General features: G+C 65.0%; 21 protein-coding genes. 11 read left to right on the top strand and 10 right to left on the bottom strand.

The genetic code is table 11. The features are described 5' to 3' along the window. Nucleotides 1–18 precede the first annotated feature (18 nt). Nucleotides 19–2730, top strand: coding sequence for an autotransporter outer membrane beta-barrel domain-containing protein (locus tag ABE485_RS25255; protein WP_346517984.1), 2712 nt, complete (start codon nucleotides 19–21; stop codon nucleotides 2728–2730). 53 nt (nucleotides 2731–2783) lie between these two features. Here ABE485_RS25255 and ABE485_RS25250 read toward each other — a convergent pair whose 3' ends face one another. Next, a complete protein-coding gene (locus tag ABE485_RS25250; RefSeq protein WP_346517983.1) occupies nucleotides 2784–3194 on the bottom strand; it encodes a DUF2185 domain-containing protein in 411 nt (136 codons plus the stop codon). Nucleotides 3195–3255: 61 nt separating this feature from the next. Further along, complete coding sequence (locus tag ABE485_RS25245; protein ID WP_346517982.1) at nucleotides 3256–3786, bottom strand: hypothetical protein; 531 nt, start codon at nucleotides 3784–3786, stop codon at nucleotides 3256–3258. Between the two features lie 403 nt (nucleotides 3787–4189). On the opposite strand from ABE485_RS25245, the gene ABE485_RS25240 reads away from it, so the two are divergent. The 3 genes from ABE485_RS25240 to ABE485_RS25230 all read left to right on the top strand — a co-directional run bounded on the left by ABE485_RS25240 (nucleotide 4190) and on the right by ABE485_RS25230 (nucleotide 7051). After that, the gene (locus ABE485_RS25240) at nucleotides 4190–5164 is read left to right on the top strand and encodes a hypothetical protein (protein WP_346517981.1); all 975 of its coding nucleotides are present in this window, start codon (nucleotides 4190–4192) and stop codon (nucleotides 5162–5164) included. A gap of 89 nt (nucleotides 5165–5253) precedes the next feature. Next, entirely contained in the window at nucleotides 5254–5961 is a 708-nt protein-coding gene (locus ABE485_RS25235) for a hypothetical protein (protein ID WP_346517980.1), read from the top strand. Nucleotides 5962–5995: 34 nt separating this feature from the next. After that, on the top strand, nucleotides 5996–7051 hold the full coding sequence (locus ABE485_RS25230; protein WP_346517979.1) for an RNA methyltransferase: 1056 nt from the start codon (nucleotides 5996–5998) through the stop codon (nucleotides 7049–7051). A gap of 5 nt (nucleotides 7052–7056) precedes the next feature. Here ABE485_RS25230 and ABE485_RS25225 read toward each other — a convergent pair whose 3' ends face one another. Both ABE485_RS25225 and ABE485_RS25220 read right to left on the bottom strand, forming a co-directional pair. Then, nucleotides 7057–8004, bottom strand: a complete 948-nt coding sequence (locus ABE485_RS25225) for an amidohydrolase family protein (protein ID WP_346517978.1) — start codon at nucleotides 8002–8004, stop codon at nucleotides 7057–7059. A gap of 48 nt (nucleotides 8005–8052) precedes the next feature. Then, a complete protein-coding gene (locus tag ABE485_RS25220; protein ID WP_346517977.1) occupies nucleotides 8053–9060 on the bottom strand; it encodes a tripartite tricarboxylate transporter substrate-binding protein in 1008 nt (335 codons plus the stop codon). 150 nt (nucleotides 9061–9210) lie between these two features. On the opposite strand from ABE485_RS25220, the gene ABE485_RS25215 reads away from it, so the two are divergent. From ABE485_RS25215 to ABE485_RS25205, 3 genes are all read left to right on the top strand, one after another. Then, nucleotides 9211–10101, top strand: a complete 891-nt coding sequence (locus ABE485_RS25215) for a LysR family transcriptional regulator (RefSeq protein ID WP_346517976.1) — start codon at nucleotides 9211–9213, stop codon at nucleotides 10099–10101. A gap of 332 nt (nucleotides 10102–10433) precedes the next feature. Further along, nucleotides 10434–10913, top strand: a complete 480-nt coding sequence (locus ABE485_RS25210; protein WP_346517975.1) for a hypothetical protein — start codon at nucleotides 10434–10436, stop codon at nucleotides 10911–10913. Between the two features lie 30 nt (nucleotides 10914–10943). Then, nucleotides 10944–11354 (top strand): hypothetical protein, encoded by a 411-nt coding sequence (locus ABE485_RS25205; RefSeq protein WP_346517974.1) that lies wholly within the window; start codon nucleotides 10944–10946, stop codon nucleotides 11352–11354. A gap of 86 nt (nucleotides 11355–11440) precedes the next feature. Here ABE485_RS25205 and ABE485_RS25200 read toward each other — a convergent pair whose 3' ends face one another. Next, nucleotides 11441–11992 (bottom strand): XRE family transcriptional regulator, encoded by a 552-nt coding sequence (locus tag ABE485_RS25200; protein WP_346517973.1) that lies wholly within the window; start codon nucleotides 11990–11992, stop codon nucleotides 11441–11443. Between the two features lie 71 nt (nucleotides 11993–12063). Between ABE485_RS25200 and ABE485_RS25195 the strand changes: the two genes are divergently transcribed. After that, nucleotides 12064–12585 (top strand): GNAT family N-acetyltransferase, encoded by a 522-nt coding sequence (locus ABE485_RS25195; protein ID WP_346517972.1) that lies wholly within the window; start codon nucleotides 12064–12066, stop codon nucleotides 12583–12585. Nucleotides 12586–12797: 212 nt separating this feature from the next. Here the strand turns inward: ABE485_RS25195 and ABE485_RS25190 are convergent, their stop codons facing one another. Then, nucleotides 12798–13823, bottom strand: coding sequence for a GlxA family transcriptional regulator (locus ABE485_RS25190; RefSeq protein ID WP_346517971.1), 1026 nt, complete (start codon nucleotides 13821–13823; stop codon nucleotides 12798–12800). Nucleotides 13824–13955: 132 nt separating this feature from the next. Here ABE485_RS25190 and ABE485_RS25185 point away from each other — a divergent pair, with 132 nt between their 5' ends. Further along, on the top strand, nucleotides 13956–15185 hold the full coding sequence (locus ABE485_RS25185; RefSeq protein WP_346517970.1) for an MFS transporter: 1230 nt from the start codon (nucleotides 13956–13958) through the stop codon (nucleotides 15183–15185). 131 nt (nucleotides 15186–15316) lie between these two features. Here ABE485_RS25185 and ABE485_RS25180 read toward each other — a convergent pair whose 3' ends face one another. Further along, complete coding sequence (locus ABE485_RS25180) at nucleotides 15317–15697, bottom strand: hypothetical protein (protein WP_346517969.1); 381 nt, start codon at nucleotides 15695–15697, stop codon at nucleotides 15317–15319. A 283-nt stretch (nucleotides 15698–15980) separates the two neighbouring features. Continuing rightward, entirely contained in the window at nucleotides 15981–16769 is a 789-nt protein-coding gene (locus ABE485_RS25175; RefSeq protein ID WP_346517991.1) for a class I SAM-dependent methyltransferase, read from the bottom strand. 264 nt (nucleotides 16770–17033) lie between these two features. On the opposite strand from ABE485_RS25175, the gene ABE485_RS25170 reads away from it, so the two are divergent. Beyond that, entirely contained in the window at nucleotides 17034–17552 is a 519-nt protein-coding gene (locus ABE485_RS25170) for an O-acetyl-ADP-ribose deacetylase (RefSeq protein ID WP_346517968.1), read from the top strand. 100 nt (nucleotides 17553–17652) lie between these two features. Here ABE485_RS25170 and ABE485_RS25165 read toward each other — a convergent pair whose 3' ends face one another. Next, a complete protein-coding gene (locus ABE485_RS25165) occupies nucleotides 17653–18834 on the bottom strand; it encodes an MFS transporter (RefSeq protein ID WP_346517967.1) in 1182 nt (393 codons plus the stop codon). Between the two features lie 300 nt (nucleotides 18835–19134). Here ABE485_RS25165 and ABE485_RS25160 point away from each other — a divergent pair, with 300 nt between their 5' ends. Beyond that, nucleotides 19135–19521 (top strand): VOC family protein, encoded by a 387-nt coding sequence (locus ABE485_RS25160; protein WP_346517966.1) that lies wholly within the window; start codon nucleotides 19135–19137, stop codon nucleotides 19519–19521. A 64-nt stretch (nucleotides 19522–19585) separates the two neighbouring features. Here the strand turns inward: ABE485_RS25160 and ABE485_RS25155 are convergent, their stop codons facing one another. Then, on the bottom strand, nucleotides 19586–20215 hold the full coding sequence (locus ABE485_RS25155) for a class I SAM-dependent DNA methyltransferase (protein WP_346517965.1): 630 nt from the start codon (nucleotides 20213–20215) through the stop codon (nucleotides 19586–19588). Nucleotides 20216–20235 lie beyond the last annotated feature (20 nt).

Genomic DNA, 20235 nt, shown 5'->3' with positions numbered 1-20235 from the left:
ACTCGGAAAGGATTTGGCATGGTCACAAGGAAACCCCTACGCGCGGGCTGGTTGCAGTCGGCAGTCTTCGTTTGCTGCGCGGCGAACCTGGCCAATCCCGCGAATGCCCAATCGGTCACCGGTTCCGGCGAGATTCTTCCCGGGCCGGTCCAGACGCCGAACTGGATTGTCGGCGGCGATCTGAGCGTTGGAGACAGCGTCGCCGGGACGTTGACGATCGACGCCGGCGGTTCCGTAAGCAACATGGCCGGATACATCGGATACCTGAATGGCGCCGTGGGCGAGTTGACGGTGTCAGGCCGTGACGCCGGCGGCACGTCGTCCACCTGGACAAGTTTGGACCGGGTTCTTGTCGGGGTGGAGGCTGGCAGCAGCGGCACCCTGACGATCCAGGACTGGGGGGTGGCGGAAAGCGACTCGGGCACCATCGGCAACGATAACGGCAGCGTCGGGCGCGTTTTTATTTCCGGAACGGGGGCAACGTGGAGGCTCTCCACGAGCAACGGGTTCATGATCGGCGCAGGCGGCCAGGGCACGCTGCAGATCGACAACGGCGGCGCCGTGCACAGCGGCCAGGGCATTCTCGGCTGGCTTGCCGGCAGCGATGGAACCGCCATCGTGTCGGGCGGGACAACGGTGTGGAATCCCTTCAACAATATCTATGTGGGGCTCGACGGAACGGGCGACCTGCGCGTCCTGGATGGCGCCACCGTTCGCACAGTCGGATCGAGTGCGCCCGGCGCCGCGGCAACGATCTACATCGGCCGAGGCGCGGGCGGCGTCGGCACGGTGTCCGTATCGAGCGCTACGGCCGATATCTCCACACTGTCGGCAAGCGACCGCATCGAAATCGGCTCGGAAGGCACGGGAACGTTGACCATCGACAAGGGCGGGATGGCAGTCGCCGCCAAGGATACGTGGCTTGCGGTTGCGGGCACCGCCACCGGTACGCTGAACCTGATCGGCGATGCAACCGGCCGCGGCGTGCTGGAGACCGGCTCGGTCGTCAAGGGCGCCGGCAACGCCGCTTTCAACCTGGATGGCGGCATCCTGCGCGCCAATCGTGATCAGAGCGACTTCCTGAAAGGCTTCTCCACGCAGGCGGTGGGCGCCGGCGGCGCAGGGTTCGATACCAACGGCTACGAGGTGGGCATTTCCACCGCGCTCTCAGGGACCTCCCGTTTCAACAAGCTGGGCGCCGGCACCCTGACGTTGTCGGGCAACAGCGCGGCGTTCACGGGCATCACCGATATTCAGGCCGGCACGCTGCAGGTGGATGGCGCCCTGGGCGGGCCGGTGAATGTACTTGCGGGGGCACGGCTGACCGGCACGGGACGCGTGGGCGCGTCGGTCAACCAGGGCACGATCGCGCCCGGTCCGCGCAGCGGCTTCGGCACCCTTACCATCGCCGGCGACTATGCCGCACAGGGCGGCAACCTGGAAATCCGCACCCAGCTCGGCTCGGATGACTCGCCGACCGACAAGCTGGTGATCACGGGCGACACCGCGGGCGCGACACCCGTCACGGTGACAAACATGGGAGGCGCTGGCGCGGCGACCCAGCGAGGCATCCAGATCGTGCAGGTCAATGGCGTCTCGACCGGGCAGTTCAACCTGGCCAACGGCGACTACGTCATCGAGGGACGCCCCGCCCTGGTGGCCGGCGCCTATGGCTATGTATTGCAGCAGGATGCCGCCGATGGCGGCTGGTATCTGCGCTCGTCCCTGACCGATCCCGGCACACCCCAGACCGGCGGCGAGTCGCCGGCCGCGGAACCGCCCTTGCTTTATCAGCCCGGCGTGCCGGTCTATGAAGCCTACGCCGGCACCCTGCTTCACCTGAGCCGGCTGCCCACCCTGCGCCAGCGGGTCGGCAACCGCCTCTACGATCCGGCGGACGCCGGCCGCAACGGCGCATGGAGCCGCGTGGAAGCCACCACGAGCCGGCTCGAACCGTCCTCGTCCACCACGGGCGCACGCCAGAATATCGATAGCTGGAAGGCGCAATTCGGTGTGGACCGCATCCTGGCCGGCCAGGAAGAAGGTTCCCGCCTGGTGGGCGGCTTGGCGTTTCACTACGGCAAGGCCGACACGCGTGTCTCGTCCACGTATGGCAACGGCACGATCGATACCACGGCCTATGGCCTGACGCCGACGCTGACCTGGTACGGCAGGAACGGCCTCTACATCGATACCCAGGCTCAGGCGACCTGGTTCGACAGCGACCTGGATTCACGGCTGGCGGGTGGCCTGAAGGACGGGCAAAAGGCCCACAGCTATGGCCTGGGCGTCGAAGCGGGCAAGGCACTGCCGTTGAACGAGGGACTCGCCCTGATCCCGCAGGCGCAACTGACGTATGTCGCGACCCGCTTTGACAGTTTCAACGACAAATTCGGCGCGCGTGTTGAAAGCGACAAGGGCGACAGCTTGCTGGGCCGTCTGGGTATCGCGCTGGACTACAAAAGCAATTGGCAAACGGCTGGCGTGAAGCGGGAATCCAGCGTCTATGGCGTCGTCAACGTGAAACACGAATTCCTGGATGGAACGCGTGTGCGCGTGGCCGGCGTGCCGGCGTCCAGCCGCATGGCGAGAACCTGGGGCAGCGTGGGCGCGGGCGCAAACTACGGCTGGGGCGAGCGCTATGCGATCTACGGCCAGATCGACGCCGATTCGGATTTCTCCGGCAGCTACATCGTCACCGCCACGGCGGGTTTCAGGATGACGTTTTAGGTGGAATGCGGTGGGCCTAGGCCTGTTCTTTCGAGCGCCGGCCTGTCACGGGTTTATTCCAAGGGCGCCTCGTAAGGCACTTGCACGAGTTCTCCAGACGCCAGGCGTGCAAATGCGACAGGCGGTGGCAGGTCAAGCAGCGGGATGATATCGGGGGAAAGGTTTGCGATGGTGTTCACGTCGAAAACACCATGATTCGACGAATCATCCATATAAGCCTGCGTCTCGTCTCCCGCCTGAAACGCCCAGCCGCTGTCTTCGGGGAACATCGGTTCCTCACGCACCATGTAGCCGACCGGCCGGCCTTCAACCGTAATCTTGTCAGTCGCAATGCAACCGCCTTTACCGGTAGCCAAGGGTTTAAGGTCAGACGGTGAAAGCGCAAATTTTTTCGCTGATGTGTTCATTGGCAATGGATAGGGTGCTCTGGATGAATAATCGGTCCGGCAGATGGCTGTGTTCAACAAGGCACATTCAAAACCGCCTCGCGCCAGGAACCCGCGGCGCGCGCGGGCACTCGTCGGTTTAATCGCCTTCCAACTGACTGGCAAACTGCTGGGCGACACCCTGATAGTGCTTTGCAGATCCGGTGTTGTTTTGTTGGGCGTAATGCTCACTGACCATCGTCGCGGCGCGCACGGCGACTGTGAAGCTGTCGTCGATATCCACCTGTTCGGCTTCCTTGGCAGCGCCGATCTCCTTGCCATCGAACAGGCCTGCCCGCAAGCCATCTCCGTCGTCGACAACACCGATAACCGGAACGCCCGCGCGCACTTCGCCGAAAAAGGCAGGGCCGGCCTGATTATCCTTGCGCGCCACGATCATGCCGATGCCGGTGGCGACATGGGTGACGGTGGAACAATAGCCCGTCCAGTATTTATGGCCGTTACCCAGCGAATCAGGCGCAACGAAGCGGCATTGGGTGCTTGGATCCGTGGACCACTTCAGATTGGAGCTGGCATCAGCTGCCATGGAGGAAACCGGCATCGTTCCGCAGACAAGCGCCGAACCGATGCCAAACGCGATATTGCGCGCCCTCTTCGCGTGGAATTGCACGTTCAAAACTCCTGGTTCGGTTCAGTCCTAGGCGGACGTGAGCGGGGGGGATAGGCACATCGTGGCTGGCTTTTTATCACCGAGCGCTGCGTGCGCGTATTGCCAGCCGCGCCCAACCAGTAATAAGAAGTGGATATCGTGATATTTCATTTCTGATCACCTGCCAACCTGTTACGGCGCCGTCCAAATGGCGCGCCAGACGCGCCATCAGGAACAGGCGAGATAAGCCATTACACAGGGAAGCAGGCTTGGGTTTTCCCCTAGCGACGCCACGTAACATTCAGCAGCATCAGAAACGCATTCCGCGCCCAACCGCTTGCAAGACGCGCCGTAGGCCCGTGATATGTTCGATCCCTAATTATTTCGACCGCTGTTATTGCTCGACACGCCTCGCACAACGCCGATGAACAACTCCGCCCGCATCCCCTCCTCGCTCGCCTGGCGTCTGGCATTGACGGCCGTCATCGTGCGCGTTGCCTATGCCGCGCTGGTGCAAGGCTATTCGGTGTTTGGACTACCCGAGTCCGCACAGCTGCGCGAGACGTTCAGCCAGCCGCAATTCCTGATGCCGCTGCTGGCCAGCATTGCGACGTCGGCCGTCTTCGTCGGCTTGACCGTGTGGGGCGCCATGCATCGCTGGCTGCGGCAGAAGAACACACAGGCCGTGGACGCCCCCCGCACACTCTTCGGCACCGTCATCGCCCTGCTGCTGATCCTGTTGCTGGCCGAGTCGGCCGCCACGGTTTACCTGCAATACCTGCTGATGCAGTACATCGTGGAACACGCCGGTCCGGCGGAGCAGTACATGACAATGACGCTGCTCATCAATGCCCTGGCCATAGTCCTGGAAATCCTTGGCGCGTATCTCGCCGTGCGCATCGCCACGCGGACCGTGCAGCCCGCGGGCCCCGCCGGCGGTCCCGCGTACGAACAGCGCCACGCGGCCTGGAACGCGGGGCTGATGGTCCTGGGCTGGCAATTGAGCGTATGCGTCGCCGTGGGCAGCTACCTGCAAGCGCAGGCGATCACCATGGGCTGGCTGGCATTCACGCTGGGCTACCTGGTCCTGCCCGCCCTCCTCTCGTTGCTGTGCACGTACGTTTGCCTGAGAATCCTGCCGCGCCCGATCGGCGCCGCGCGCCAGGGGCGTGCGCTCGCCCACGGCACGCTGGCCTTCTGGCTGGCGCAGGTGGTGGGGGTCGGCATGGCCTTTTTGGCTATTCGGGCCATGACATGGAGCCAGCTGATACAGGCTGCCCAGTCCGATGTGACGGCCCCAGTGACCCTGTTGGTGTATGCGGCGCTGCTGGTCCTGGGCTGCCTGGTCGGAAAGCTGGCGCTTTACACGCCGTCGAGAAAGCTCGCGTCGGCTCACTGAGCGCCATACACAAATAAATTGGCCGCGGAAAAGGCGCCCGCTTCAAACGGGGCACCCGTTGACGCTGGAAAAAACCTGGATAGCACGATATGTGGCGCGCGTTCTTCAAGATATCCCTGACGATCGGTTGGGCGCTTTGGCTCGCCGCCATGGCGTGGTTCGCGGTGGGCATGGTGCGGTACGTGCCGTCCGCCGACGCGACGCTGACGCCGATCACGCTTACCCCCGGCCAGACGGCGCACGCCGAGGTTTACCGCATCCGCGAAGCGCCGCTGTGGATGGAGGCGCGTTTTGGCGGCCCGATGGGCAGGGAACGACCCGAACTGGGCGAGTACACGACGCGCCTGGGCGCGCCGGACGCGGCCCGTTTCGTCAACCCCGGACAGCCGGTGCGCATTCGTGTGCGCGATGGCAAGGAACTGGACATCGTGGTGGCCGCGGCCCCGCGCAGCGGCACCAGCGCCACGCATTTCTACCGCAAGCTCTGGCCTGAAAGCCATGCCGATGGCGCACTGCTTGAAACCACGCCCTCCTTCCCGAAGCTGGCGAAGGGAACTTCGCATCTCACCTTCACGGTGGAAGAAGCCGGGCCGGCGCTTCAGGGCGAACGGATCGAACTGGAAATCAGCGCGCCCATCGGTCTGAAGCGCACCGCGCCCGGCTGGGACGACGTTTCCACCTTCATCTTCTGGCCCTTCTTGGCCGCGATCCTGGGCGCCTGGGCCCTGGTGTGGGCGGCGCTCACGTGGTGGTACCGCCGCCGGGTTCGGCGGGCCGCTCGCAAAGCGGTCGCCTGAGTTGTTGCAGGGAGCAGAGTAAAATGCGCCCCCCATGCGCTACTCCGACTTCGACCTACGCCTTGCCGCTCTCGGCGCCCTGCCCGTCCATCGCGGCCGGCTCGCGCGCGTCTGGCTGCAAGGGCAGGCGCTAGACACGGGCACGCGACGGCGCAGCGCCGAGCACTTCCTGCCTCTCGCGCTGCGCGACGCCGTGCCCGCCTTGACCGCGGAACTGGACGGCCTGGCCCGCGTCCGCTCCGAACACGCCGGCAACGACGGCTCGCGCTTGCTGGTCGAACTTGCCGACGGACAGATGGTGGAAAGCGTGCTGTTGCCGCGCGACGGACTCTGCGTGTCCACCCAGGTTGGCTGCGCGGTCGGCTGCCGCTTCTGCATGACCGGCAAGAGCGGCCTGATCCGCCAGGTCACAAGCATGGAGATCCTGGCCCAGGTCGTGCTGGCGCGGCGCCTGCGCCCGGTGAAGAAAGTCGTCTTCATGGGCATGGGAGAACCCGCGCACAACCTAGAGAACGTGCTCGAAGCCATCGACCTGCTTGGCACCGAAGGCAATATCGGCCACAAGAATCTCGTGTTCTCCACCGTGGGCGACCTGCGCGTGTTCGAAGCCCTGCCGCAGCAACGCATCAAGCCCGCCCTGGCGCTGTCGCTGCACACGACCAAAGCCGCATTGCGTGAACACCTGCTGCCGCGCGCCCCAAAAATCTCGCCGGAAGCACTCATTGAACTGGGCGAGAAATACGCCCGCGACACCGACTACCCTATCCAGTATCAATGGACGCTGCTCAAGGGCATCAACGACGGCGACGACGAACTCGATGCAGTCGTGCGCCTGCTCAAGGGCAAGTATGGCGTGCTCAACGTCATTCCGTTCAACAGCCTTGAAGGGGACGACTACCAGCGCCCCGATTCCGAGCGCATCCGCGAGATCGTCCGCAATCTGCAGAGCCGTGGCGTGCTGACCAAGGTACGGAATAGCGCCGGGCAGGATGTGGACGGCGGCTGTGGCCAGCTGCGCGCGCGCGCCGTGGGCGCAGAGCAGGTGGTCGAACTGCGGCGCAGGCGGACGGCAAGGACGCAAGCCGCCTAAGGCCCTCAGAAGTCGTAAAGCCGCGCGGCGTTCTCGACCAGGATCGCCTGCTTCTCTGCCTCGCTCACCCACGCGCAGAAAGCCGAGAGTTGTTCGCCATCGTCGATGGGATGCAGCGGTTCGCTGCGATCACGCGTGCGCGCCACGCCAGGCCAGGCCCCCGAATGCGGCCAGTCGGTGCCCCACAGCATGCGGTCAAGCCGCGTATCGATCAGGGCGCGTGCGATCTCGCGCGCCTCGATGGGCGGGCGACCGTCCTGCCAGACCGTGAGGCGATACGGTGCAGACAGCTTTACGTACACATTGCCCGCCGCCACCATCTCCAGCAGCGCATCGAAGCCGGGCTGGCCCGTGCCGGCCACGGCGCTCGCCAGTGCGAAATGATCAATCACGACGGGCACGGGACAATCGCGCAGCGCGGGCGCAAGCGCGGTCACCACGGGCAGCGTGGTGTAGATCTGCACGTGCCAACCCAGCTCGGCCACCTGCTCGGCCGTGCGCGCCAGCGCATCGCGCGCGATGGCCGGATCCTGCTGGCCGAACGACTGCAAGTTGACGCGGGCGCCTCTCACGCCCGCCGCATGCAGCGCACGCAGGCCGTCGCGCGAGATATCGGGCGCCAGCACCGCAACCCCCCGCGACGCATGGCCTGCCGCGTTCAGGGTAGCAAGGGCATCGGTCATGCAACGATTGTCGGTGCCTTGCGGGCTGGCCTGCACGACCACTGCGCGGTCGACCCCAAGCGCCGCGTGCAGCGCCAGCAGATCATCGGTCGACGCGAGCCCCGGCATGAACACGCGGTTTTCGGCAAGCGGATAGCGGTCGAACGGACCGAAGATATGCACGTGACAATCGCAGGCGCCAGGCGGAATCGCGCCGGTGACGGGGCTGTGACGCACGCGCAGCACGGTGCGCGGGTCGTCGGAAGAAGAGGCGGGCTGCGTACGGCTCATGGGTTGCTCGGGAGGATGAGTTCGGGAAGCGCAAGCAAGCGGCCGCGCTCAGGGGTTCTGTTTGATGCCGGCGGTCTGGATCAGCCGCACCCATTTGTCGCGATCGGCCTGGTAGTAGCGGGTGAAGGCCGCCGGGCTGTCGTCCGACAGTGCGTACCCTTGCGCCTCCAGCTTCTCGCGCACATCCGGCAAACGCAGCACGCGACGCACTTCCGCGTTCAGCGCGTTGACGACGTCGGGCGGCGTGGCGGCGGGTGCAAGCAGGCCAAGCCAGGTCGCGACCTCGTAGTCCTTGAGGCCCGCTTCCGCCGTGGTGGGCAACTGCGGCGCGAAGCTGACGCGCGCTTTGCTCGTCACGGCCAGGGCGCGCAGGCGCTGATCCTTCATATAAGGCAGGGCCGTCGAGGCGTTGGCGAACATGAACGGCAACCGGCCCGCCAGCATTTCGGTGATGCAGGCCTGTTCGCCGGCAAACGGGATGCTGTGCAACTCGATGCCCGCCGTCTGGGCGAACAGCACGGCCGCCATGTAGGGCGAGGTGCCGATGCCCCCCGAGCAGAAATCGATCTCGCCCGGCGCGGCCTTGGCCTGTGCGATGAGCTCCTGTACGGAGTTGGCGCGCAGCTTCGGCCCGGCCAGCAGCACTTGCGGCGCGCTGCCCACTAGCGCCACGCCGGTGAAATCCTTCAGAGGGTCGAACGTCGTCACGTTCTGCAGCGTGGGCGCGACCGCGACCGTCGTCTGACTGGCGAGCAGCAGCGTGTTGCCGTCGGGCCGCGCGCGTGCCACATACGCGGCCGCGATCATGGACGCGGCGCCGTTCTTGTTCTCGACCATCACGGCCCGCCCGCCCACCTGCATGTGCTGCGCCACAATGCGGGCCACGGTATCGGGCGCACCGCCCGGCGGGGCGCCGACGACGATCCGAATCGTGCCGCCCGCCGAGGTGGTGTCTGACAGCGCGGGCGCCGCCGAAGCCAGCAACGCGCTGCCGAGCAGCGGTGCGAGCAGTCTGGCCAGCAGCCTGCGTGGGTGAACGCCAGGTTTCGTTTGCATTGGTGTCTCCTCGCCATTTTTGCCGTGCGCCGCTTCAAAGCCGCGCCGGCTGTTGTGATGTGGAGCCAGTGTCCGGCATGCGGCTTGATATGGTCAAATATATATATTGAGTCATTTCATACATGAATATGTATGAATAACGAGGTTCGCATGAATAAACGCGAAATGGCGCTGTTTGAAGCCGTGGGACGCACCGGATCCGTCACATTGGCGGCCGCTGCCACCGGGATGTCGCAGCCCGCGGCGAGCGCCATGCTGAAGTCGCTGGAAGACAAGCTGGGCTTCGCCTTGTTCAGCCGCGAGAAGCGCCGGTTGGCGCTGACCGCCGAGGCTCGCATGCTGCTGCCGGAGATCGTCCATGCGCTTGCGGCGATGGACAACGCCGAACGTGTGGCGGCCAGCATGCGTGGCGGAGCGCACGCGCGGCTGGACGTGGGCGCGGTCGCTGCGGTCGGCGCGAGCATCCTGCCCGGAGCGATGGCATGGTTGCAGGCACACGAGCCTGGCGTGCGCGTCAGCGTGCGTACGGACATGACGCTAGGCGTGGCGGGACTGGCGGCCGATCAGCGCATCGACATCGGCATCGTGATCGGCTCGGCCGCGCTGCCGAATGTCGGTCAGAAGACATTGGCGCGGCTGACTCTGCAGGCCGTGATGCCGGCGGGCCACGCACTGGCAGATCGCCACCGTCTCGTCTTGGCCGACCTGGTGGACATCCCCTACATCTCGCTCAGCCGTCACTTGCAGGTGGGTGCGCTCACCGCACGGCAGTTCGAGCAGGAGCGCCTGCCGTTTCTGCCGGTGATAGAGGTGAATCAATACTCGGCCGCCTGCGCCTTTGCGGAACGCGGCCTGGGCGTGGCCATCCTCGACAGCCTGAGCGGCCTGTATGCGCGCCGTCATGGGCTGAGTGTGGTGCCCGTCGATGTGGAAGGCCGTCTCGACCTGGACATCGTATGGCCCCTGAACCGCGGCCTGGGACGCGTGGCGCGGCAGCTCGAGGCGGGGCTGGTGCAGGAACTGTCGCACACGAACGAGTAGGCGGGCATCCGGCGGGGGTTTTAGGGGATCAGACGCTTGAGTGTTCGCCGCAAGCTCCGCCTGACTGACCGTACCTGGCCGAAAGCGGTCACAATGACGGCGCCAGGCTTCGCCGACCTGCATGCGCCAAGAAGCGCTACGACATTTTCCATTCGCAACTCGGTCAGATTTCTCTGCTGCAGAGGCGACGAGGAAAGTGCTGCAAAGGTGGTGACACAAGCCTATGCCGGTCAACGACTAGGTTGGGATTGAAATAGCTGCAGAAAGCGACTGGACTGTTTTTCCCGGCAAGTGGACTGCAATATCATGAATCCCCATTCGAGGAAACCGACATGACATCGCAGGCACAACGCTTCCTGGATCATCTCGCCGCTCATGGCTGGACGGTGCTGCGGGCCACGCCCACCGCGACGCCAGCGGCCGCGCCGTTCGAAGCGTACGGCTATGGCGCTTTCCTGGCGACATTCACCGAATTGCAGAACGCGGATCAAACACGCTGGTTCCTGAGCGCAGCCGACCATGACTGCACGGCGGGTAGCGCCTTTCCTTGGCACACCCTGCGCGATATCAGCCTGGAGGCTGCGCTGGACGACGCCGGCCGGCAGGCGGTCCTGAACTTCTGGCAACAGCACACGCCGATCTACATGAGCGTTGCCGGCGAATACGAGTTCCTGGCGATAGAACGCGACTCGGGCCGCATCGTGCACGGCATCGAGCCGGAGTTCGAGGATATCCGCGTCGTCTCCCCGAATCTCGGTGCCCTCTTCGAAGGCATGATTTCGGGCCGCGCCACGGCGGCGCTTCTGGGGTGACGCCGTATGCAACAGCCCACGCAGCCCCATATGCCGCTCGATCTAAAGACGTATACCCACGACGGTATTCCTGCTCAGGAAACCTGGTTGGACTGTGCAATCGCCGACGGTGGCCAGCTGCGCATGGTGTTGCTTGCTGCCGAGCTGCAGGCGGCAGTACCGTTGCTGGCGCGAGCCCGTTCGATCGCCCAAGTATTGGCCGTGCACCGCAACGCGGCGCTGCATTTCCTCTGGCGCGCGGGGCGCGACAGCGACGACCCCGAAGATGCCCCCGCAGCGTTCCTCGAACACTTCGTGGCATCGGACTTGGTTGTGTCGACAGACGGGGGTTACGTGCTGCATCTGGCGGCGCGCGACGCTACCTGGTTCATGGACGGCTATTGGCCGTCCGTGCAGTTTTCCGTAGACGATGTGCCAATAGCGTGGGTCTGCGAATCCTGAACCAGGCTATTGCTTTCCGCCGACATCTTCCGACCCAAAGCGGTCAGCGTCCTAAGAACGCCGCCCTATCGGTTTTGCTAAGCACGTTAGACATGGAGCACGTTCAGCAGATAACGGCATTCCTCGCGTGCGAAATAGCTGACAGTCTTGTCAACGGCAAAGTCTAGTTGGTCGCCGGCTATCAGTTGTCGTGTCTCGTCTCCGTAACTCAGTTCAAGTACGCCCTTGAGCAGCCATAGGCGCTGGCGGTACGGTTTCGAATGCCATTGGGGATAGTCGACGCGGGCGCCATTGGGCAATTCAATTTCTATGAGTTCAGTGCCGGTTCTCTCATCCAGTTTTGCGATCTGCCGGCGGACGTAACCTGTGGCGGGATCCCGCCAAGTTGTTTGGTCTGCCTTATGACGGACCAAAAATGGATTAGGGGATGAAATCGGCGCCAGTAGCTCTGTCAGCGCGACCCCAAGGCCCGACGCAAGACGGCCGAGCACTGCCGCAGTTGGGCTGCTGTCCCGTCTCTCGATCTTCGAAATCATCGCCTTGCTGACGCCGGAGCGCTCGGCCAACTGGCTGAGACTCAGCCGCTGCGAAGTTCTCAACTCCGAAATGCGTTGCGCAATTACGTCTTCAACCAACATCGAGTTTCCTTTTTCTCAATCGTCTCGTATATTAGACGATTCGTATTCTATCGTGAAATTAGAGGACTTGTATGCACACCGTACATTGCACTGAAGACCGCCACGCTGCTGCCATGCTTGAGATTTTCAACCATGCAATCCTGCATTCCACCGCGTTGTACGACTACAAACCTCGCCCAGCTGAGGCGATGGCCGGTTGGTTCGAGACTAAACGCAAGAACTCCTTCCCGGTCCTTGGGGTGGAGGACGAAGCCGGGAAGTTGCTGGGCTTTGCATCCTATGGAACGTTTCGTGCGTGGCCCGCGTACAAGTACAGCGTTGAACATTCGATCTACATCCACCACGAGTGCCGCGGCCTGGGACTCGGACGCCGCCTACTCACCGAGCTGATCGAAGAAGCGCAAGCAAGGGATGTCCACACCATGGTAGGCGGGATCGACACCACGAATCAGGCGAGCATCGTGCTGCACGAACGTCTGGGCTTTGAGCCTGCTGGCGTTATCAAGGAGGTGGCCTACAAGTTCGGAAGCTGGCTCGACCTCGCGTTCTATCAAAAGGTGTTGCGCACCCCTGCGCATCCGAATGAAGAATGACGACAGACCAATGACCGCTCATGGCCGAGAACAGGCGTAGTCCGTGATCCGCACGTCGCCGGCCGACAAAGTGCGCAATTAAGACAGCGCCCGCCAAAAAAGAGACGGGCTTTGAGATAAAAATCAGCAGTCCGAAAACGCCGCTTCCCGAAACGGCGAACTTTATTCCTACCACTCAATCCCTGAGCAGCATCGAGACGCTGGCTGAATGCCTATCGCCGCTCGAGGGCCGCTGCCGCTGAGCCGGGAAGATCCGGGTCCCGGACGGTGTCGACCCAGGCCCGGCCTTGCCTAGCCATACGCCGCAGCGCCTGTGGCGGCTGGCCGTAGACCCGCAGGAAAGTCCGCCGCATCCGTTCGCTGTCGGTAAAGCCCGCCCGCCGCGCCACGCTGTCGATACTGTCTGCACCGGCCTCGAGGTGCGCGCGCGCCGCCTCCGCCCGAATGCGTTCGACCGCCTTGGCGGGCGTTTCGCCGGTTTCGGCCTTGAAGCTGCGCAGGAACTGGCGCGGGCTGACACAGGCCACGTCGGCCAGATGCTCGACGGTCAGCGCCGCGCCAAGATTGCCGCGGATGTGCTCCAGCACAGCGCGGATGCGTTCGCTGTCGGGCGCCAGGTCCTGCAGCGCCGAGAACTGCGACTGGCCGCCCGAGCGGCGGTGGTAGACCACCATCTCACGGGCCGTGGCGCCCGCCACCTCCGCGCCCAGGTCGGATTCGACCATCGCCAGCGCAAGGTCGATGCCGGCGGTGATGCCGGCCGAGGTCCAAGTATCGCCATCGCGAACGTGGATCCGGTCCGCGTCGACTCGCACGTCCGGGTGGTTGCGCGCGAGCTCGGCGGCATGGCGCCAGTGGGTGGTGGCGCGCAGCCCGTCAAGCAGGCCCGCGGCTGCCAGCACGAACGCGCCCGTGCAGACGCTAGCCAGGCGCCGGCCGGCCTGGCGATGAGCGTGCAGATACGTGCGCATGGCCGGGGAGACGGCGGCCGCCCGCGCGCCCTCGCCGCCCGGCACCACAAGCGTGCCTGCGGGCGCGTCGCGCCAGGATTGAGTCAAGACTTCGACCCCACAAGAACTGCGCACCGTTCCGCCACGCTCCGACACGACGTGAACCGCATAGGCCGGACCGGCGACAGTTCGAGCCTGCTTGCCGGCCGTCTGGAACACCGCAGCAGGGCCAGACATGTCCAGCAATTGGAAGTCCGGCACCAGTAGAAAGATGACGTCGTGCGGCATGGCGATTTTTAAGGGAATTATGTCATTTACGCCAAAGTTTGCGCCGATAAAGTGAGGCCTGTCAAACCCGTCAGCCCCACGCGGCCGCGCTTGCCGCCCCTCCCAAACCGCTCATTCCCATTCGATCCCGCCATGCCCTCGTCAGCCTCCCCCACTACCGGCCGTCGCAACGCCCGCATCCTGGCCATCTGCCAGGGCCTGTTCGTCGCCGCCATCTCCATCGACCTGACGCTGACGGCGCTGACCGGCCACATGCTCGCGCCCAACAAAGCATTGTCGACCCTGCCATTCGCGCTCATCACGGTGGCGGGCGCACTGGTCACCTGGTTTGCCTCGTTGCTGATGCAGCGCATCGGCCGACGCAGGGGATTCGTACTGGGCGCACTGGCCGGCGCGGCGGGCGGCGGATTATCGGTATGGGCCGTGTTTCATGGCGATTTCTGGGTGTTCTGCGCCGGCACCGCGCTCGTCGGCGTATTCCAGGCCTTTGCCCAGTATTACCGGCTGGCGGCGGCGGACGCAGTCGAGCCCATCGCCAAGAGCCGCGCGATCTCGGTGGTGATGGCGGGTGGCGTCATCGCTGCCATTGCCGGCCCCGCATTGGCCGCCTGGAGTCGTGACCTTTTTGCACCGGTAACCTTTGCCGGCGCGTATTTGATGGTGGCCTTGCTGGCACTGCTGTCGGCCGCGCTGCTGTGGGGCGGCTATCGCGACGCCGAAGCGCCCGCCGCGGCAGGCGAGACCCACCCCAGCCTGCCGGCGCGGCCGCTGCGCGAGGTGGCCCGCCAACCGGTGTTCGTCGCCGCGCTTGCCAACAACGTGGTCGGGTCGGTTTCGATGATGTTCATCATGACCGCCGCGCCGCTGGCCGCAGTGGCGTGCAGCCACAGCATCGGTGACGGCGCCAACATCATGCAATGGCACCTGGTCGGCATGTACGCGCCGGCTTTCTTTGCCGGCACGCTGATCCAGCGCTTCGGCCTGCCGCGGGTGCTGGGTGCCGGCATGCTGCTGAACGTCGCGTGCTCGCTGATCGCGATGACGTCCCCGTCGCTGCCCGCGTTCTATGTGGCGCTGTTCTGCCTGGGGGTGGGATGGAACTTCATGTTCGTCGGCGGCACCACGCTGCTGGCGCAGTCCTACCGTCCGTCGGAACGCGCCCGCGCGCAAGGCGCGGCCGAGATGCTGCGATATGCCGTTACCGCGCTGGCCACACTGGCGGCCGGACCGGCACTGGACGCCTTCGGGTGGGAAGCGCTGAACGCGGCCATGCTGCCAGTGGTGCTGGCTGCCGGTCTGATGACATGGTGGTGGGCGCGTGGGACGGCCCGGGGAGCAGCTGCGGTAGCAGAGGCGAATTGACCCTGCGGCTTACCTCTCCAGACGCCGAAGTCGGCACTGAATGTCCGCTTCCTTTCTCTGGTTGTGGCTGTTCCTGGCCAGGAAGGGACATCCGGGAGGATGCGGGCTGGTCGGTAATGAGGGCGTGGCGACTACTGCGGGCGCGACGCCGAAATCGCCTTGAGCTGCGCGCAGGTCTTTGTCTTATCAGCCGCGCTTAGCGAGCCCAGTTGACCCTTGGCCGCGGTGTACGACTGCGAGAAGGCAGCGTCGAAGTCCGCGGCAGCCATGCCCTGGGCGCCTGCCGCCGTCTTCTGCTGTTGCTTCATCTGGTCCAGCTGCGCGGCCGTATAGGCATTGCAGTACTCGGCGGCGGCATGCATCTGACCGCCCAGCGCAGCCAGGTTCGGCATCTGGCCGGGAACGGCCTGTTGCGCCACGGCGGCGCCACTCCCGCAGGTCAGGGCGGCGGTCAGCAAAGCGGCCGTCTTGCCGCGAGAAACAACGGTGCAAGCTTGCTTGAGAATCGGCAATTCAGGTCTCCAATGGGATAAAGGTTCGGGTTGCGCAGCACCGCCGGCGATCGTGTTGCCGATGCGGCGGATGCAATATGCCCGATTTGATGTTATTGGCTTATGAATCGATGCAACGATGTGTATCGCCAGGCGCGTAGGCCGGCGAGGCGGCTGTTATCAGACGAGAGCAGACACTTGAGCGTTCGGCGCAGGATCACCCCAACTTCCGCTTCTGGCCGGAGGCCGCCATCGACGACCGACAGGTTCCCCCCAAGCGGGCATTCGCCGCGCAGCGCCTGGGTCAACGCTTTGCGGCTTTGGTCGCTATAAAGGTTGGCATGACGTTCTCAACCACGAAACGTGGTTGAGGTTGCCAGTCCTCGTGAAAACCCGTCAGCACGAAACCGGCGTCAAGTTGCCCGCCGATCTGGTCTGCGAGCGTATGCCCGAACACCAGTGCCTCACCACGCTCGCGTTTGGCCGCCAGGTCTGATGCGGTTAAATGCGCGATGTCCGAATAGGGAAGCCTCCGGTTGGGACGCACCAGGCCTTGGGCGCTTAGCGTTTGGTCGCGATCACCTACGAAAACCACAGGGTTCCAGAAACTGGACAACAGTTGTCCTTGCGATACCAGCACTCGGGCGCACTCTCGCCAGACCGGGCGCACGTCGGGTACATACAGATTGGAAATCGGGTGGAAGACCAAGTCAAAGCTGGCATCTCCGAATGTGGAGAGGTCTCGCATGTCTCCCTGGACACAACGCAGGTCAAGGCCGTCTCGCGCGGCTACTTTTCGGTCCTGCTCCAACTGCCCCTCTGAAAAATCGAAGACAGTGACGTCTGCTCCCGCCGCCGCCAGTATGGGGGCCTGCTGACCGCCACCAGCCGCCAGGCAAAGTACGCGCAGGCCGCGTACATCATCCAACCAGCCGGAGGGCAGCGGTCCGGGCGTAAGTCGGGCGCTCCAGGTGCCTGCACGAGCGGCCCTGATTTCTTCCGAAGTCACCGGCTTGGACCATGCACAGCCTTGCGCGGCTTGAAGGTTCCAAGCGGCTTGATTGTGGGTGAATACGTCGATAGCTTCAGTCATATAGTCCTTTAAGTTGTGCAATTTCAGCGTCGCAGCTTTCTTCTCAAGGCGCTTCTGCTGCGTGTCCACTCCTGGCCGGAAATCTCCCTCCGCGATGCCCGCCTCCCCTCCCCGAGATTGAGATCTGGTCAACGGCCGGGAAAAGGTGTCCCGCTACAATCCTTCTTGAATGTTGGCCAGACCCCGCGCTGCCAGAGCGCTGCTTTCGCGATCGCACCCACAGCGTCCCGCAGCAACGGTGTTCCCATCAAAAGGACCCAAACCATGCCCACCACCCTTCGCGCAATCCGCTCCGACATCACAAAGCTTCAAGTCGACGCCATCGTCAACGCCGCGAACTCCTCATTGCTGGGCGGTGGCGGCGTCGATGGGGCGATCCATCGCGCCGCAGGCCCGGACCTCGTGCATGAGTGCCGGTTGCTGGGTGGCTGCAAGACGGGCGATGCGAAGGTGACCAAAGGCTATCGCCTGTCCGCCCACTACATCATTCACACGGTCGGCCCGGTCTGGCGGGGTGGAGAAAACGGCGAACCGGCGTTGCTGGCCAGTTGCTATCGCCGATGCATCGAGCTGGCGGAAGAAAAGGCGGTCGCGTCGATTGCGTTTCCCAGCATCAGCACCGGCATCTACGGCTACCCCATCGAATTGGCGGCGGAAGTCGCCGTCAAAAGCGTCCGCGACAGCCTGTCGAAGGACTCGTCTGTTCAAGAGGTGATCTTCTGCTGTTTCTCGCAGGAAGACCTGGTGCATTATGAGCGCATCTTGAATGGGTCGCCTGCATGATCCGATGCAGGGAGGCGGCGTTCAAGGATCCGGCATAGCCTGCCGCCGCCGACTCCGTCAGCCAGCGGCCAGGACGGCTCCCGCTATCGGCGCGTAACCATCAAGCCCGCGCGCTGCGCGGCAGCCAGCGCCAGAACACGCCGGCCGCCACCAGGCCCAGCGTGCCGACGCCGAACGATGCGCCGCCCAGCGAGGCCACGGCGGTCAGCACCGACAGCGCCACGGGGCCGCCGCTGGAGCCCAGGTCCGCCATGAAACGCCAGATGCCAAGGAACTGCGTGCGTGCGCCCGGCGGCGCGGCGTCGGCGCCCAGCGTCATGACGATGCCCGATCCGATGCCGTTGCCAAAACCCAGCAGCAACGACACCAGGATGAAGCTGGCCACCCCACCCGTCAGCGGGATCGCCATCAGGCTCAGCCCCATCAGCAGCGTGCACGGCAGCGCCACCCACAGGCGGCCACGCTGGTCCATTACCTTGCCGGCGGGATAGAACACCGACATGTCGACGGCGGCGACCAGCCCGTAGATGAGGGACGTGGTGGTGGCGTCAAGGCCGAGATGGTCTGCCCACAGGGGAATCACCACCTGGCGCGACGCGCGCAGCGCACTGATCAGCATCACGCCCACGCCTAGCGTCGCGTAGACGCCGCGATGGTCGCGCGCGACCTCGCCCATGCGCGCGCGCGGCTTGCCCGCCGCCCTGCTGCCCGACGGTTCGATGTCGGGCGCCTTGATGGCGATGAATCCCGCGCCGAACATGGCGCAGATGGCAACCCAATAGGCGCCGTCGAGTCCCAGGAAGTGGATCAGCGCCGCGCCCAGGAAGGGGCCGAAGAAGGTGCCGATCCGTGTCGTGCCGCCCAGCGTGGACAGGGCGCGCGCCCGGTAGGCCAGCGGCACGACCTCGATCATGTAGCTTTGGCGCGCCAGCTGGAACACCGACTGCGCGCAGCCCTGCATCAGCATGGCCAGCGCCAGCACCCACAGGTTGGGCACGCCGATCACGAGCAGCAGGCCGATCATGCTCAGCACGGCCGCGCCGGCCATCGCGCGCTTCTCGCCGAAGCGTTCGGTGATCAGCGCGGACGGAATGTTGGAGAGCAGCGAGCCGACCCCGATGAGGGCGGCGATCAGGCCGGCGGCGGCCACCGACGCGCCCTGTTCGCGCGCGGTGAGCGCGATCACGGGAAGGATGGCGCCGTTGCTGATGCCATAGAGCAGCGACGGGCCGAACGCCGGCACGGCGATCTGCTTCAGATTGAACGAATCGGGTTGCGACATGACGGGAGAATGAGAGACTGACCGCCTGGCCGCCGCCGTGCCTGCACGCGAGGCCGGCCCGGCGGCCATCGGCGCGGGAACCCCGAGAGTGTAGCGAAAGCCCTTCGCGCCTGGCTGGCAGCCGGCGGACAGCCCCCCCCACCCAGCCCAGCCGGCCCGCCCCCCCCCGGCACTCACGACGCCCCGGGCACCCGACTGCCGGGCAACTTGCGACGGGCACCGTTGCAAATCGAAGCGCCCTCGCCCTGCCCGCTGACCTATGCTGGTCTGCCACGGTAGCCGTCTGATGGAGGAACACGCATGCTGGACCATATCGAGATACACGTGAGCGATTTCGCGCGCAGCCGGGCGTTTTACCTGAGCGCGCTCGCGGCCGTGGGCTTTGTGCCGCGCAAGGCGCTGGCAACCGGCATGGGCTTTGGCATTGGCGAGCCCGATGACGCGGGCGACCCGGGCGGCGAGTTCTGGATCCACCAGGGCACGCCCAGCACCCCGCGCGTGCACGTGGCCTTTCGCGCCCGCAGCCGCGCCGAGGTCGACGCCTTCCACCGCGCGGCGCTGGCGGCCGGCGGCCGCGACAATGGCGCGCCCGGGCTGCGCCCGCAATATCACCCGCACTACTACGGCGCCTTCATCCTGGACCCCGACGGCTACAACGTCGAGGCGGTGTACCACCGCCCTGCCTGAGTGGATGCACGTCGACGCGCGGCGCGTTGCGCCATGCCGACGCATCCCTGCATGAAGCCGCGCACTAGTCCAGGCGCCGCCACACGCTTGCCAGCCAGGGCTGCTGCTCGCGCGGCAGCCCGTCGGGGCGGTAGTAATGCTCAAGTTCCTGGAAGCCGGCCTGCGTGAGCAACGCGCGCCACCCGTCCAGGTCGTGATAGGCGCCATAGCGCCCGCGATTCCACCCTTCCTGGTTTCCGCCGCGCGGATTCGAGCTGAACAGCACGCCGCGCGGCCGCAAGGCGTCGCGCAGTTCCCGCAGCACACGCGGCAGTTCCTGCCCCGGCACGTGGAACAGCACGGCGTTGGCGAAGATGCCGTCGAAGCGCCCCACCGGCAGCGCCAGCTGCAGGAAGTCCTGGTGCCAGACCTCGCACCCGCTTGCGGCGCGCGCCATGTCCACGAAGCGCGGCGCGCCGTCCAGGCCCACAGGCCGATGGCCCAGCGCGGAGAATGTCTTCAGGTCGCGGCCCGGCCCGCAGCCCAGGTCCAGGATGTCGTAGGGCGGTTCGCCTTCAATATGCCGCAGCAACGCGGCGATGTTCTGGCTGACGTCGTGATCGCGCGTGCCGGCCTCGAACGAGTCGGCGTTCTCGTCGTAGTGGGCCAGGGTCAGGGAGGAGATCTTGGCGAGGTCTTCGGAATCGAGTTTCATGGGCTGATTGTGCATGAAAA

It is taken from the genome of Achromobacter spanius (assembly GCF_039673305.1).
GTDB lineage: Bacteria > Pseudomonadota > Gammaproteobacteria > Burkholderiales > Burkholderiaceae_B > Achromobacter > Achromobacter spanius_F.
This window is presented reverse-complemented; position numbering and strand designations above follow the sequence as displayed.